Below are 15,113 nucleotides of genomic sequence, written 5' to 3'. Positions count from 1 at the left end.
GATGTATGTATTCAATCGATTTCCTATCTGGTGCTTTTCAGGGTGTAAAAATACCTAATAAGATAACCAGACCAATTATTTTGGCCAATTCGGGGCCTATGTTGGCCAAAATGGGTACGTCTCCTCTATCGTACTTTGTGAACAAGAACCTGAATCAGCCGCCTTATTTCATAAACTATATCACCACGTATTAACTAAAAACGGCAAGGCTTTGCTTCATTTCATCAATAGCTACTGTTTACGCTTGTATGTCCACCGTAAAAATGACAATCCAACTTTCTGATCAGGAGCTGATTAACCGTTTTGTTATCACCGAAGACCACCAATATTTCACACAATTGTATACCCGTCATCGCCAGCGGGTGTACCAAACCTGCCTGCAGTACACGGGTAACCCAGACGACTCTGACGACTTTGTACAGGAGATTTTTCTCCGTTTGATGAAGAAACTAGGCAGCTACAGGGGCGACGCCCTCTTCACTACCTGGCTCCGTACCATCACCACCAATTACTACCTGGATCAGCTCCGCAAGCGCAAGCGTGAGCAGGCCTTATGGTGCAGCTATGAACTCGAATTAACGGTAGGCCCCAAGTGGGCAACCATCGCCGACGACTCGTACACCCACACCCACACCTATGAGCGAACGCTCAAACAATTGCCCGTGATGCAGCGCGAATTATTGTACAGCAAATATGAAGCGGGTATATCGATCAATGCTATTGCTGTCCGGCAGGGCTTAACGCCAAGCGCAGTTAAAATGCGCATCAAGCGGGCTCGTGAAATGGCTAAGCACCTGCACAAAAAACTACAGGAGGAAGAAGACTACCTGTAACTGACCGGGCCTACTTCAGGTCGATATACGACATGGTATGCACTTCGTCGGCATTCCTGTTGACAAACTTCTTTTCAGGCTTATCGTAATTACTGATGTACAGCCGCCTTCCTTTCAGCAATACTTCGGCTGGCTGGTCAAGACGGCCATCTTTCCCGTCAGTGTTGCCATTTTGCGCCAGGGTATTTAGCGTACCGTCGGCCAGATTAATGGTCATGATGGCGTTGTCGCGGGAGTTACAGAAATACATGGTGTTGGTGGCCCGGTCAATGATCAGGCCATCAACGCAGTTATTGGGTTTGTTTACCTTCAGCACTTCTTTCGACGCAAATGTCCCGTCAGCTTTCAGCGTCACTTTATACAGCGTACCGTCGCCAAAGGACCCTGTATACAAATTTCCCTGGCTATCGTAGTCCATACCATCGGCACCGTTGTCAAGGCCTGTCTCGTTCACTTTCGTCGTGAACGTTGTCAGTACGTGCGGGTCCATGGTTTTGGGTTTCAGCATAATGGGCGAACCTGACGCAGCTTTGGTCAGCTCATCGAGTGTGAAACGGAATATAGCGCTCCCGGTTGTATCGGTCGGCATATCCCACTGGCTGTCAGTCAGGTACAGCGTATTTCCTTTCCAGACCACGGCATTACCCAGAGCCAACCCCGTTACCACGGGTTTAATGGGGCCTGCTTTACCACCTTTCATACTGATACACATCAGCCGCGACTTATACTCCTTGCTGTTTTCGTACTGGTTTTCGGCATAATACAGATTACCGTCGGGGCCGAATGCCAGATCCATCGGGCAGGCGTGTTTGGTATCGGGCTGGGCAGGCAGGTCGCTGACAAACTGCACCGAATCACCCACTATTTTCAGCAACACGCCTGGGTACGTATTGTCGGCCAGGTTAGGCACAGATAGGTACACGGTGCCGTCGGGTGCCAGCGCCAGCCCATCGGGGGTATTGTATTTATCGGGAAGAGTAGCCAGCAACACCGGATTACCTACTGAGGCAACTGTCTCTTCGGTAGGGTTGGCAGCCGTTGCCGTAGTGTCGCCTGACGTAGTAGCGTCCGATTTTTTTTGCTGGCAACCGGTCATCAGGCTCATGCCAAGACATCCTAAAAGAAAATAGCGAATCATGTTTACGTTGAGTTTGTCGATCAGGTCGTAAACAGCCTGCGTTCTGCTTTGTTGAAAAGCCTTAGGAACAGGGCATAATCGGGTGATTATGATGCCGCTTCGGCCAGTAGCCCATGCAGATCAAGTGATCGGGTATACATCTCGATCTGTCCGTCGGCCGTTAGTGGCCATTGCTCGCGCGGGCGATCCCAGTACAGTTCGACCCCATTCTGGTCGGGATCGTTCAGGTAAATGGCCTCCGATACGCCGTGATCAGACGCCCCGGTGATGGGGTATTTCGCCTCGATCAGCCGTTGAAGGGCTATAGCCAGATCGCGGCGGGTGGGGTACAGAATAGCGGTGTGAAATAGCCCCGCTGCCCGGACGGGTGCCGGAGGCCCCCCTTTACTTTGCCAGGTATTAAGGCCAATATGATGGTGGTATCCACCCGCCGAGACAAACGCCGCCTGATCGCCATACATGGTTATCAATTCAAAACCCAGCAAGTCGCGGTAAAAGGCCAATGCCCGGTCCAGATCGGCTACTTTCAGGTGAATGTGCCCAATGCGTGTTTGAGCGGGAATAGTGTATGGAGTCATAACAATCCGGTAACCTTCAGTGAGCCAATTACGTTTCTAGGATGATTGGTTATCATTACGCTATGACCATTTAACCCATTTATACACTCTTCTAGAAGCAATGGATTATATAGATTACTATAACGTGCTGGGGGTTTCCAGGACAGCCACGGATGAGGAAATAAAAAAAGCATACCGTAAGCTGGCCCGAAAGCTGCACCCCGACCTGAACCCCAACGACCCGGAGGCCAGCAAAAAGTTTCAGCAGCTCAACGAAGCCAACGAAGTACTAAGCGACCCGGACAAACGCAAGAAGTACGACCAGTATGGCAAAGACTGGCAGCATGCCGAACAGTTTGAGCAGGCCCGTCAGCAACAGCGTTCGTACCAGCAGGCGAGCGGCGCTGGCGCAGGGTACAGCTATGCCGGCGGCTTTGGCGATGATAGTTTCTCTGATTTCTTCTCGTCGATGTTTGGATCAGACAGTGGCACTGGCGGCGGTCGTCGGCAGGCCAGATACCGCGGCCAGGATTATGAAGCGGAATTCCGGCTGAACCTGCGCGATGCCTACACCACGCATAAGCAATCGATGACGGTTGGCGGCAAGACTATCGGCATTACCATTTACGCAGGTATTGAAAACGGACAGAAGATAAAGCTGTCGGGCTACGGTGCTCCCGGTGTGAACGGCGGACCAAATGGCGACCTGTATATAACCTTCACCGTTGATGATGACCCGCGCTACAAACGGCAGGGAAATGACCTGCATGTAACGGAAGAAATTGACCTGCAAACGGCCCTGCTCGGTGGCGATAAGATCGTGGAAACGCTGTCGGGGCAGGTGAAAGTACCCGTAAAACCAGAAACGCAGCCCGGCACCAAGGTTCGTCTGAAAGGCAAAGGATTCCCGGTTTACCGGCAGGAAAATGCCTTTGGCGATTTGTACGTGCAATGGCAGGTGAAACTCCCGACCAACCTGACCGACGAGCAAAAAGACCTGATCCGTGAAGCTCTAACCCGTTAACCGACCTGATTATGCCGACCAATGACCTGATTCCGACCAACGATTTCTGCGTCTACCATCACGTCGAAATCACCTTTCTATACAACCTTGCCAACCGTGGTCTGATCGATATTGTTACCAACGAACAGGCCACGTACGTACCTGTCCATCAATTGACTCGACTGGAGAAAATGGTGCGCCTCCATCAGGATCTGGCCATCCACCCCGATGATCTGGATGTAGTCTCGAACCTGCTGGAGCAGATAGAGCAGCTTCAACGTCAGCTTACCGGCCTTCAGAATCGGCTGCATTTTTACGAATAAACGGGCATGACCCCTTCCACCCGAACCGGCACGCCCGACAGTGCGGCATTGCCCGTCAGCACATCGGCAAACGCTTCGTCGGTTAGGTCGTTGACACTGGCTCCAGCGTGTTGCCGGGCAGTGTTCATACGGGTGCCGGGGCGGTTATGGCCGTAGCCGTGCGGCATACACACAACACCGGGCATAATGTCGGGCGTAACGTCGGCGGGCAGTTCGACCTCGCCTACGCGTGAACGTACCCGGACGGTCTGACCGGTAATGATGCCCAGACGGGCGGCATCGTCCGGGTGGAGCATCAAGGTGCACCGGTTGCGGCCTTTCACCAGCACGTGCGCATTGTGCATCCATGAATTATTGTCGCGCAGGTGACGGCGACTGATCAGAAGCAACTGATCATCACCGGCAGGTACGTGCCTGTCGAGTACGCGCCGGGTACGTTCCAGATCGGCCAGGAACACGGCTGGTGCGGCATTGATCCGGTTATCAGGCGTTTGCAACCGGCCAGGCAACTGTGATTGAAGTGGCCCCAGATCGATACCGTGCGGATTCTCACGCAGTTGGTCGAGGCTCAGGCCGGTGTTGGCGTAGGGGCCAAAGCGCAGGCCCATATCGATGGTTTTGGCGGGGTTCTGCAGTTTCCATTCGTCGCGGGGGATGCCGCTCAAGCGGAGACGCAGGTTCTCGAAAATTTCCCAGTCGTACAGCGTACCGGCGGATTTCGGAACCATCGGTTCTGAATAACGGGCTGTGTTCCGAATGGCCAGTACGTGAAACGTGAGGTCATAATTAGCCGTTTCAACACCGGTCAGTGGCGGCAGAATATAGTCGGCGTGCCGGGTGGTTTCGTTCATGTAAATATCCACCGATACCATGACATCGAGACCGGACAGAGCCTTATCGAGGCGGCGGCCGTTGGGCGTCGACAGTACCGGGTTACCACAACTGGTCACTAGTGCCCGCAATTGCCCATCGCCGGGCGTTTCGGCTTCTTCAGCCAGGCAGGCCACCGGCAATTCGCCCATAAATTCAGCTTTGCCACTCACCCGACTCTGAAATCGATTGAACTTGTTGTACACAGACCGAGCTGCGCCGGGTCGTGAAGCCAGCGAATCAATGGCCGGTGAGGTAAACATCATACCGCCCGGCTCGTCGAGGTGGCCTGTCAGCAGGTTCAGCATGTTGATCAGCCACAGACACAACCCGCCAAACTCCTGCGTCGACACCCCTACCCGGCCATACAGTGCGGCGCGCGGCGTACCGGCAAACTCGCGGGTCAGGCGGCGCAACGTATCGGGTTCTATCTTCGTCAACGCGGCTACCCGTTCGGGCGTGTACCCGGCAACGGCATCGCGCAATGCGTCGAGGTTATCAGTGATGCCGGACAGGCGACCGGGGTTGACCAGGTTTTCGGCAAACAACACCTGCGTCATAGCCAGCAGCATGAACACATCGGTACCGGGGCGGATAAACTGATGTTCATCAGCCCGTTGTGCTGTTTCCGTACGGCGCGGATCAATGACCACCACCCGACCGCCGCGCTGCTGAATGGCCCGCAACCGGGTCGATACGTCGGGTGCGGTCATGATACTACCGTTCGACGCAATCGGGTTTCCGCCCATGATGAGCCAGAAATCGGCATGGTCAATATCAGGTACGGGCATCAGCAGCGGATGGCCAAACAGTTGCCAGGCCGCAAAATGGTGCGGAAACTGATCGACCGACGAGGCCGAAAATACCGTTCGTGTACCCAGCGCTTTCACAAAACCGGGCATACTCAGAAACGAACCGGAATTATGAACCGTTGGGTTACCCGCATAGACGCCAATGGCGTTGGGGCCGTAGGTGTCACGTACCTGGCGCAACCGGTCGGCCACTTCGTCGAGTGCCTGCTCCCAGTCAATCTCCTGCCAGTCGGTGCCAACCCGTTTCATGGGGCGCCGCAACCGGTCTTTATCGTCGTAAATATCTTTCAGGGCTACCGCTTTCGGACAGATATGTCCCCGACTAAACGGATCGGCCGGGTCACCGGCAATGCTGACAATTTCGCCGTTGCGGTGCGTGATGGTGAGGCCGCAAATGGCCTCACATAAATTACAGGCACGGTAATGCGTTTGCAACGATTCATCATTACGGGCAGACATGATTCAGGGTGGTTTGTTGTAGCCGTGGAAGGTACAAAAAAGGCCTAAGCCAATGCCCATCGTGACGCTAACTTTATGGTCCCAGTCAGGCAGAACGGTATGTTGACCCACCGGTTACATCGCCGATCGTCGGGCCTGGCTCCGCTACATCCGGCCCCGCGTGAAAGACGGTGCCGAATAGGCCCGGTTCTCTATCGGCAACTGAGGGCGCGGCTTTCTGAACCGATACGTCTTGTCAGGCAAAGCTTTGACCTGCACCGTGACTTTCCAGCGGCCAGTTGTTGTCGTGCACGATCACGCCTACCGCTACCCGTTGCGGGCTCAGCCGTACCTGCAGTTGCAAACTTCCACCGCCGTTGTTGCCCGGCATGAAAACGGTTTGCAGGCCTACGCAATAGGCATTGAAAAACGATATGGTCTTCAGTGTAGCCCGGGGGGCATCCTGCATGAGAATGATGCGACCGTCTTCCTGCATGGTGGGCGAGAACATCCATTGCAGCAGGAAAGGCTTGTCGGAACCGGGCGCGCTCATGACGCACTCGATGGTGCCACCAAGTGTGGGCGAGGCCGGTCGACCCAGCGAATCGGTTTCCTGATGCATGCTCAGGTCGTACCGCAAAAGCGGATACTGTTCACCTTTCACTTCCAGAAATGCAGAAAAAGACGCCATACCCGTTTGTGTATCCGTTGAGAAGCAATCGCACGATTTCCCAACGACGCTAGATAGTCAATTGTTGCCATTTAATCTATATGCTTACAAGTCTGATTGAGCAATCGGTAGGTACGTTCCCGCTTACGCTGTACTTTTGCAACATGAAATCCGCGTTGGCTCTTTTTCTGGGGGTACTTATGCTGGCCGGCAGTCTATTTCCGCAGACCGACGTGGAAGAAGTCTTTAAAATACCCGGCCTGGTATCTCATTACCAGATGCACAAGCAGGCGGCAGGTGCTGATTTCAATTTCTGGCAGTTTCTGGACCTGCATTACAACACGGCGTCTAAGCACGCCCAAACACCACATGAGGGCACCAAACTGCCCATGTACAATCACCTTTCGGTAGGTTTCGTCTTCATCATTTCGCAATTACACTGGCTCCCCTCAGCTTATTCGGGCCTGATTCTGCACGTACCTACCCGGTTCTCCTACGAGAATCTGTACTCCTTCCAGTCAGCATCCTGGCTGTTTCAACCGCCCCGGTTAGGGTAACTCCCCGTTTCGATTAATAGGCCATGCTGACCTGCGTTTCTGATGCGGGCTCGGCTTGCTGGCCTTTATCTGTCAACGAGTTATCCGATTATGCTGCAAAAAATCATTCAGTTCAGCGTCCATCAGAAATTGATGGTGGCGCTGGGTGTTGTGGCGTTGATTGCCTGGGGAAGTTATGCCCTGCGCCAACTGCCCATCGACGCCATTCCCGACATTACCAACAATCAGGTTCAGGTCATTACGCAGGTACCGTCGCTGGCCGCGCAGGAAACCGAACAGTTCGTCACCTTCCCCCTCGAATCGACGCTCAGGAACGTACCTGGCGTCACCGAAATCCGGTCTATTTCCCGTTTTGGGCTGTCGGTCATCACCGTAGTGTTCGACGACGAGACGCCTACTTTTCAGGCCCGGCAACTGGTTACCGAACAACTCAAAGCCGCCGAAGCCGAACTAACCGCCGGGACGCCGCAGCTGGCCCCGATCACCACAGGACTCGGCGAAATTTACCAGTACGTGATCCGGCCTAAAGACGGTTTCGAGACCAAGTATTCGGCCACCGAACTACGCACGATACAGGACTGGATCGTAAAGCGGCAACTGGCGGGCGTACCCGGCGTGGTAGAGGTCAGCAGCCTGGGTGGTTACCTGAAGGAATACGAAGTACAGATCGACCCCGAGCGGCTGCGGGGCATGAACACCACCCTGACCGAGGTGGTCGACGCGCTATCGGCCAACAACGCGAACACAGGCGGCAGCTACATCGAAAAGGGGCCGGAAGCGTTCTTCATTCGTGGCGAAGGCACGGTGAAAACGCCCACCGAAATTGGGCAGATCGTGGTCAGAAACGAAGGGCCAACGCCTATTCTGGTGCGCGATGTGGCGCGGGTCGACATTGGCCACGCGGTGCGCTATGGGGCCATGACCCGCAACGGCCACGGTGAAGTCGTGGGTGGTATCGTGCTGATGCTCAAAGGTGCCTCGTCAGAGAAAACGATCGAAGGCGTGAAGACGCGCATTGCCGAGATCCAGAAAAGCCTGCCACCGGGTCTTACTATCGAGCCCTTTCTGGACCGTAAAGTGCTCATCGACAAGGCTATTCATACCGTAGCCAAGAACCTGCTCGAAGGCGGGCTGATCGTGATGGCCGTGTTGCTGCTGCTCCTGGGCAACTGGCGGGCGGGGCTGGTGGTGGCGTCGGTCATTCCGCTGTGTATGCTGTTTGCCCTGGGTATGATGCACGTCTTCGGCGTATCGGCCAACCTGATGAGCCTAGGGGCTATCGACTTCGGCCTGCTGGTCGACGGGGCGGTGATCATCGTGGAAAGCATGATTTTCCAGATCGTGCATACGCAGGCGGCACGTACCCAGTCGATGGACGAGATCGCGCTGGACTCGTCGAATCGGCTGATGCGGTCGGCCCTGTTTGGTCAGCTTATCATCCTGATCGTGTACGTGCCGATTCTGTCGCTGACGGGAATCGAAGGCAAGATGTTCCGGCCCATGGCCCTGACGGTTGGCTTTGCCATTGTGGGAGCCATGCTCCTGTGCGTCACCTACGTACCCATGATGGCCGCCACGCTGCTGCGGAAAGACATCAGGGAAGAAGGCACACTGGCCGACCGGATCATGAAATTCCTGTACCGGCTGTATGCGCCCCTGCTCAACGGAGCCCTGCGCTGGCGGAAGACCGTGTTGGCGGCTTCGGTAGCATTGCTGGCCGGGGCCGTCTGGCTGTTTACCACAATGGGCGGCGAGTTTATTCCCAACCTCGACGAAGGCGATATTGCCATCAGCCTCACGCTGAAACCAGGCTCGTCGCTCTCACAAACGGTGGAAACGACCCGCCGTATCGAAACGATCCTCAAAAACGGCTTTCCCGAAGTCAATCAGGTCATTTCCAAGATCGGTACCGCCGAAATACCGACCGATCCCATGCCCATCGAAGCGGCCGACGTGATGGTGCTGCTGAAAGAACCCGGCGACTGGACCACGGCGAAGACAAAGGAAGAACTGATTCAGAAGATGGAACGGGCACTCAGCGTATTGCCCGGCCTGAACCTGGAGTTTACGCAACCCATTCAACTGAGGTTCAACGAGTTGATGACCGGCGTGAAGTCAGACATTGCCGTGAAGATCTACGGCGAAGACCTGGGTACGTTGTTTACCAAAGCGAATCAGGCGGCGGCGAAACTGAAATCGATTCCCGGCGTGGGCGATCTGAAAGTAGAACAGATCAGCGGACTGCCCCAGATGCTGGTGTCGTATAATCGGGCGCGACTGGCGCAGTACGGTATGTCGGTCGCGAGCCTGAACCGCATTCTGAAAACGGCCTTTGCGGGCGAAACCGCCGGGGTTGTCTTCGAAGGCGAAAAGCGGTTCGACCTCGTCGTGCGCCTCGACAGCACTTACCGGCAGGACATCGACAACATCCGGCAGCTGTACGTCGACCTGCCAAACGGGCAGCAGGTGCCGCTGGAACAACTGGCTAGCATCCGTTATCAGGACGCTCCCATGCAGATCTCACGCGATAACGCTCGTCGGCGTATCACCATCGGGATTAACGTGCGGGGGCGGGATGTGGAGAGTCTGGTTGGTGAGATGAAGGCGGTGCTCGAAAAAGACGTTCCCTTGCCGGCCGGTTACAGCTACACCTTTGGCGGGCAGTTCGAGAACCTGGTGAAGGCTAAAGAGCGGCTGGGCGTGGCGGTCCCGCTGGCGCTGGTGCTGATTGGCCTGCTCCTGTTTTTCACCTTCGGCTCGTTCTCGCAGGCGCTCATGATCTTCACGGCCATTCCACTCTCAGCCATTGGCGGGGTGCTGGCGCTCTGGCTACGTAGCATGCCGTTCAGTATTTCGGCGGGTGTGGGCTTCATTGCGCTGTTCGGCATCGCCGTACTCAACGGTATTGTCTTAATCAGCTATTTCAATCAGCTTGAATCAGAAGGCGTTGCCAATGTTCTGGAGCGCGTAAAACAAGGCACAGCGGTCCGTTTTCGGCCGGTAGTGATGACAGCCGCAGTAGCCTCAATGGGCTTTTTACCCATGGCGCTCTCAACTTCTGCCGGGGCTGAAGTCCAAAAACCCCTCGCTACCGTGGTTATCGGCGGACTGGTATCGGCCACGCTACTGACGCTGGTTGTCTTGCCGCTGCTCTATAGTCTGGTAGCAGCCCGAACCCGTAAAACTCAACAAAACATGACACCAACTCTGGCACAAACCCTAACGGCGCTTCTGGTCATCACCGGGCTATTGGGCTGCTCATCGACACCCGAAAAAACAAAGGAAACTACGGCAACAGCCCCGTCGAAAGCGGCTGGTGCGGTCACAATCAGCGAAGCCCAGTTCCGGGAAACGGGCATTCAATTGGGTGGACCCGACACGCTCACGCTGGGCGAAACCATTCAGGCCACAGGCAAGCTCGAAGCCCCGCCCGACCAGTGGGCCATTATCAGCGCGCCTATGGGCGGTTTTGTGCGATCGGCAAAACTGGTGGAGGGTGATTTTGTGAGAAAAGGTCAGGTGCTTGCCGTGCTGGAACACCCCGATTACGTGAAACTTCAACAGGAATATTTGCAGGCTATTGCCCGCAGTCAGTTTGAACGGCAGGAACTGGAACGGCAGACAGAGTTGAACCGGGAAGAGTTTGGTGCCAAGCGAAAACTACAGCAATCGACGGCAGACGTTGAATCGACGCGGGCGTTGCTGACCTCACTGGAAGCGCAACTGGCGCAGCTACACATTCCGTTGGAATCGCTACGCAAAGGGCATATCAGCCGGACAATTCCCTTGCTGGCCCCCATCAGTGGGTACGTCGATAAAGTAAACCTACGGCTTGGCCAGTTCGTGGGTACCACCGACATGCTGGTGGAGATTGTGGGTAAAGAGCATCTATACCTTGAATTACGGGTCTTCGAAAGTGATATCCGGCAGATTCGGGAAGGGCAGCAGGTACGTTTCACCGTGCCTCAACAACAGACTGGTGAGATGAAAGCAACGGTCTACCGCGTTGGTCAGGCGTTCGATGCGCAAAGCAAAACCATACTTGTCCACGCCAACCTGACCGCCGGCCAGTATGATCGCCTCTTTGCGGGTTCCTACGTGCGCGCCACGATCCTGGCCTCCCCCCGGCAGGTGGTTGCCCTACCCGACGATGCCTTGGTAAAAGAGGGCAACCAGACGTTTGTCTACGTTCGTGAGCCGGGCAGCGCGTCGGGTACGTACCGATTCGGTATGGTCCCGGTACGTACGGGAATAACCCAAAACCACCGAACGGAAGTTACATTACCAGCCACCCTTAATCCGTCGGCTATTGTTCGGCAAGGTGCCTATTTCATTAGCGCCGAGCGGGTTAAAACGGCGGGGTGATGCGTGGGTCGGTTGGCTTCGCGAGCCAGGTTGCTGACGCGTGGCCCTTCGACAGGCTCGGCGCCCCCGGCTCAAGGTGACACCGGGGTGGCGGACCACTCCCACCCAAGTTGGTCATCAACAGTCGGATGTGTATTGTCACCCTGAGCTTGTCGAAGGGCTTACAGCGCGAAGCAGTGCACAACAACGCGAAACCACACACAGAAGCACAAACATCAACACATACTCCACGTCAATTCACACAAAAACTCAACAAAATGGAAGCACCCATTAAACCACATCAGGCTGAGCGGGGCCAGAAATCAACGCTGGTAGGCATTGCCGTGAATATCGGGCTGGTGCTGGTGAAAGGAACCGCCGGGTGGCTGGGCAACTCCTACGCCCTCATCGCCGACGCTATGGAATCGGGCACCGATATTGTCACCTCGATCTTTGTCTGGTTTGGCCTACGTACCGCCGCTAAAGCACCCGATGAAGATCACCCTTATGGCCACGGAAAAGCCGAACCCATGGCGGCGATCGTAGTGGCTATGGCGCTGGTAGGCGCGGCTATTCTAATTGCCGTACAAAGCATCAAAAACATTCAGATTCCGCACGAAACACCCGCACCGTTCACGCTGGCGGTGCTGGCGGGTGTTGTGGTTGTGAAAGAAGTGCTGTTCCGGCGCGTTGCCAAAGTGGGAGCTGAAGTAGAAAGCAGCGCCGTGAAAGCCGACGCCTGGCACCATCGCAGCGACGCCATCACGTCGTTGACGGCTTTCGTCGGCATTAGTATCGCTCTGATTGGTGGACCAGGTTACGAAAGCGCCGACGACTGGGCGGCGTTGCTGGCCTCGGGCTTTATCGTGTTCAACGCGTATCTCATCTTCCGCCCTTCCTTCGGCGAAATCATGGACGAAGCGCCCGCCGGCGATTGGCGCAATGAACTGGCAACCATTGCCATATCGGTGCCCCAGGTACGTGGCATCGATAAATACCGCGTTCGCAAAACGGGCTTCGAGTATTTCGTCGATCTTCACGTACAGGTGCCCGGCGACCTGACCGTGAAGCAGGGGCATGATATTGCTCACGCCGTAAAAGCCGCCATTCTCGAAGCGAAACCTGCCGTGTACGACGTGCTTGTGCATATCGAACCGGTTAAGGTGTAGCGAACCGTGATTGTTGTGCTGTGTTTGCGCTTTAGAGAATTGCTTCGCGCTTGTGGCCCTTCGACTCCGCTCAGGGTGACAAGCGCGAAGCAATTCTCTAAAGCGCCAGCTCCGCGCAGCTAACTCTACCCCGAAATAACCGTACCTAACAACCGGGCAATTTCTACGTCGACGCGTTTGAAGTGCATGTAATCGGCCATGAGCTGATCCGATTCGGCGGGGTCTTTAACGGTTCGGATCTTTTGCAATAGGTCGTGCATCCGCTCTTCGGCGATCAGCTTTTTCAGGCGGAGAATGTTCCCGTAGGCTGCTTCGGCCAGTACGCCGATATCTTCTTCTGAGGGCACAAAAATGTGGAACTTATCCTGCCACTGATTACTGATTTCGTATCGTTGCGTAGTCAAGCTAATTGCCTGGTATTGAAGCCCATTCGACTGCTGACTGGTCATGGGAGCTTCGCTGACGTTCGGGCGCTGATGCATAAAATCCTCGGCGGTCAGCGTTTCGCCCCGACTGAACGCTTCGCGGTAGAGCGTCAGAATCAGGTCGTAAGGTGCGTGCTGGAAATCGATGTCGCTCAGCTCACTCAGGATATAGTGGCAGAGCGTAATGCCCGGTTCCAGTTCGCGGGTGCCATAGTTCATCAGCAGCCGAATACATTCTTCTTCCTGATATGCCAGCGGTGGCCGGGCAGCATCCGGTGTTTTGAGACTTGGCGTAGGTTTGGCCCCGCTGGCTCCGGACGACGTTTGGCCTGCTCCCGGCTGATCAGCAGGTACGTTTTCCTCTCTGGGCGCGGGCGAAATACCGGCTTCGTCGAGGAAATCGTTGAAGAAATCGTCGGGCGGGAAATCATGGGGGCCGGGTCGGTTTTGGGCTGGCGCAGCACTACGCTGGGTTGTGTTGCCACCATCACGCGCGGCGTTGCGGGCGTCGCGTTCCTGCTGCCGTTCGTAGTCCTTGACCTGCGTGTCGTGCTGTTTACGGATCAGGCGGTTGCTTTCCGAAATCAGCGTTTGCTCATCGACACTCAGTTGGCGGGCCGTGCTCTGAAAAAAGACCTGCCGTTTGATCGGGTCGGGAATACGGGTAATGCTACCCACAATTTCCGTGATCACCTCCGCGCGTTTGAACGGATTGTCGCCCGCATCTTTCAGCAGCGCTGCCGTTTTAAACGCAATGAAATCCTGCGTATGCTGACTCAGGTACGCCTTGAACGCTTCGGCGCCCACTTTGCGGACGTAGCTGTCGGGGTCGTCGCCATTGGGGAACGTGGCCACGCTGACGTTCAGGCCCTCTTCCAGCACCATATCGAGCCCGCGCAGGGCCGCTTTCACACCCGCCGCATCGCCATCGTACAGAATAGTGACGTTCTGTGTGAACCGGCTGATGAGCCGAATTTGCTCGATGGTCAGGGACGTACCTGACGAGGCCACCACGTTTTTTATCCCCGCCTGATACAGCGAAATCACGTCGGTATAGCCTTCTGTCAGGTAGCAAACGTCTTCCTGCCGAATGGTCTGTTTGGCCTGAAAGATGCCGTACAGCACCTGACTTTTGTGATAGGCTTCCGTTTCGGGTGAATTGAGGTACTTCGGCGCTTTCGGGTCGACTTTCAGAATACGCGCCCCAAACGCAATAACCCGGCCCGACACGTTATGGATCGGGAACATGACCCGCCCCCGAAACCGGTCGAAAACCTTTCCACTTTCTTCCCGCGTAACGGTCAGGCCCGCCTTGCTAAGCAATTCAGGATTGTAGCCTTTGGTCTGTGCATCGTTGAGCAGCGCGTCCCACTGGTCGGGGCTGTAGCCAAGGTCGAAAGCGGCAATGGTGGGGTCGGAGAAACCCCGTTCACGAAAGTAGCTCAGGCCAATACCACGCCCTTCGTCGGTTTTCAGCATGTGATCCTGAAAGAACGTCTTGGCATAGTTAAGAACGATATACAGACTTTCGCGCTCGGTGTGCTTTAGTTGTTCTTCGGGCGTAACCTCCTGCTCCTCAATCTCGATGTTGTATTTTTTGGCCAGATACCGAAGCGCTTCGCCGTAACCCAGGTTCTCCACATCCATCACAAACCGGACGGAGTCACCCGCTTTCCCGCAGCCAAAGCACTTATAAATCTGCCGCGCCGGATTGACGTTAAGCGAGGGTGATTTCTCGTTATGGAACGGACAACAGGCTATGTAGTTACTCCCACGCCGTTTCAACGACACAAAATCGCCCACCACTTCCAATATATCGGCAGCCTGCCGAATTCGCTCGACGGTCTCTTCAGGAATACGCATAGACGAAGATACAAGTCGTAAGTCAGAAAAGCTGGGGAGTTTCCCCTCACCGCAGCGGCGGACCGTCCCCAACCCCCTCTCCCACGTTGGGAGAGGGGAGTTGCTGTAGCG

General features: G+C 55.4%; 11 protein-coding genes. 6 read left to right on the top strand and 5 right to left on the bottom strand.

Annotated elements, in window-relative coordinates; all coding sequences use genetic code 11:
- Positions 1–263: 263 nt before the first annotated feature.
- The gene (locus J2I46_RS25110; RefSeq protein WP_207331839.1) at positions 264–833 is read left to right on the top strand and encodes an RNA polymerase sigma factor; all 570 of its coding nucleotides are present in this window, start codon (positions 264–266) and stop codon (positions 831–833) included.
- Between the two features lie 10 nt (positions 834–843).
- Here J2I46_RS25110 and J2I46_RS25105 read toward each other — a convergent pair whose 3' ends face one another.
- Together J2I46_RS25105 and J2I46_RS25100 are read right to left on the bottom strand one after the other, a co-directional pair.
- Positions 844–1,971 (bottom strand): SMP-30/gluconolactonase/LRE family protein, encoded by a 1,128-nt coding sequence (locus J2I46_RS25105; protein ID WP_207331838.1) that lies wholly within the window; start codon positions 1,969–1,971, stop codon positions 844–846.
- 86 nt (positions 1,972–2,057) lie between these two features.
- Positions 2,058–2,549, bottom strand: a complete 492-nt coding sequence (locus J2I46_RS25100; RefSeq protein ID WP_207331837.1) for a VOC family protein — start codon at positions 2,547–2,549, stop codon at positions 2,058–2,060.
- A 100-nt stretch (positions 2,550–2,649) separates the two neighbouring features.
- Between J2I46_RS25100 and J2I46_RS25095 the strand changes: the two genes are divergently transcribed.
- On the top strand, positions 2,650–3,552 hold the full coding sequence (locus J2I46_RS25095; protein ID WP_207331836.1) for a DnaJ C-terminal domain-containing protein: 903 nt from the start codon (positions 2,650–2,652) through the stop codon (positions 3,550–3,552).
- 11 nt (positions 3,553–3,563) lie between these two features.
- The gene (locus J2I46_RS25090; RefSeq protein ID WP_207331835.1) at positions 3,564–3,854 is read left to right on the top strand and encodes a chaperone modulator CbpM; all 291 of its coding nucleotides are present in this window, start codon (positions 3,564–3,566) and stop codon (positions 3,852–3,854) included.
- On the opposite strand, the gene J2I46_RS25085 is transcribed toward J2I46_RS25090, so the two are convergent.
- Together J2I46_RS25085 and tssD are read right to left on the bottom strand one after the other, a co-directional pair.
- Positions 3,845–5,995: a molybdopterin-dependent oxidoreductase gene (locus J2I46_RS25085; RefSeq protein WP_207331834.1), complete on the bottom strand. Its 2,151-nt coding sequence runs from the start codon at positions 5,993–5,995 to the stop codon at positions 3,845–3,847. The genes J2I46_RS25090 and J2I46_RS25085 overlap by 10 nt on opposite strands.
- A gap of 235 nt (positions 5,996–6,230) precedes the next feature.
- Entirely contained in the window at positions 6,231–6,665 is a 435-nt protein-coding gene (tssD, locus tag J2I46_RS25080; RefSeq protein WP_207331833.1) for a type VI secretion system tube protein TssD, read from the bottom strand.
- A gap of 80 nt (positions 6,666–6,745) precedes the next feature.
- Between tssD and J2I46_RS25075 the strand changes: the two genes are divergently transcribed.
- The 3 genes from J2I46_RS25075 (at position 6,746) to J2I46_RS25065 (ending at position 12,714) form a co-directional block, all read left to right on the top strand.
- Positions 6,746–7,201, top strand: coding sequence for a hypothetical protein (locus J2I46_RS25075; RefSeq protein ID WP_229379942.1), 456 nt, complete (start codon positions 6,746–6,748; stop codon positions 7,199–7,201).
- Positions 7,202–7,291: 90 nt separating this feature from the next.
- Positions 7,292–11,566, top strand: coding sequence for a CusA/CzcA family heavy metal efflux RND transporter (locus J2I46_RS25070; RefSeq protein WP_207331832.1), 4,275 nt, complete (start codon positions 7,292–7,294; stop codon positions 11,564–11,566).
- A gap of 257 nt (positions 11,567–11,823) precedes the next feature.
- Entirely contained in the window at positions 11,824–12,714 is an 891-nt protein-coding gene (locus J2I46_RS25065) for a cation diffusion facilitator family transporter (RefSeq protein ID WP_207331831.1), read from the top strand.
- A 125-nt stretch (positions 12,715–12,839) separates the two neighbouring features.
- On the opposite strand, the gene dnaG is transcribed toward J2I46_RS25065, so the two are convergent.
- Positions 12,840–15,002 carry a DNA primase gene (gene dnaG / locus J2I46_RS25060; RefSeq protein ID WP_207331830.1) on the bottom strand — a complete coding sequence of 721 codons (2,163 nt, stop codon included), beginning with the start codon at positions 15,000–15,002 and terminating at the stop codon, positions 12,840–12,842.
- Between the last annotated feature and the right edge of the window lie 111 nt (positions 15,003–15,113).

This window comes from Fibrella forsythiae, from assembly GCF_017353175.1.
Taxonomy (GTDB): Bacteria; Bacteroidota; Bacteroidia; order Cytophagales; family Spirosomataceae; genus Fibrella; species Fibrella forsythiae.
Note: the sequence above shows the minus strand (reverse complement) of the source record. Positions and strands in the feature narration are given on the sequence as shown.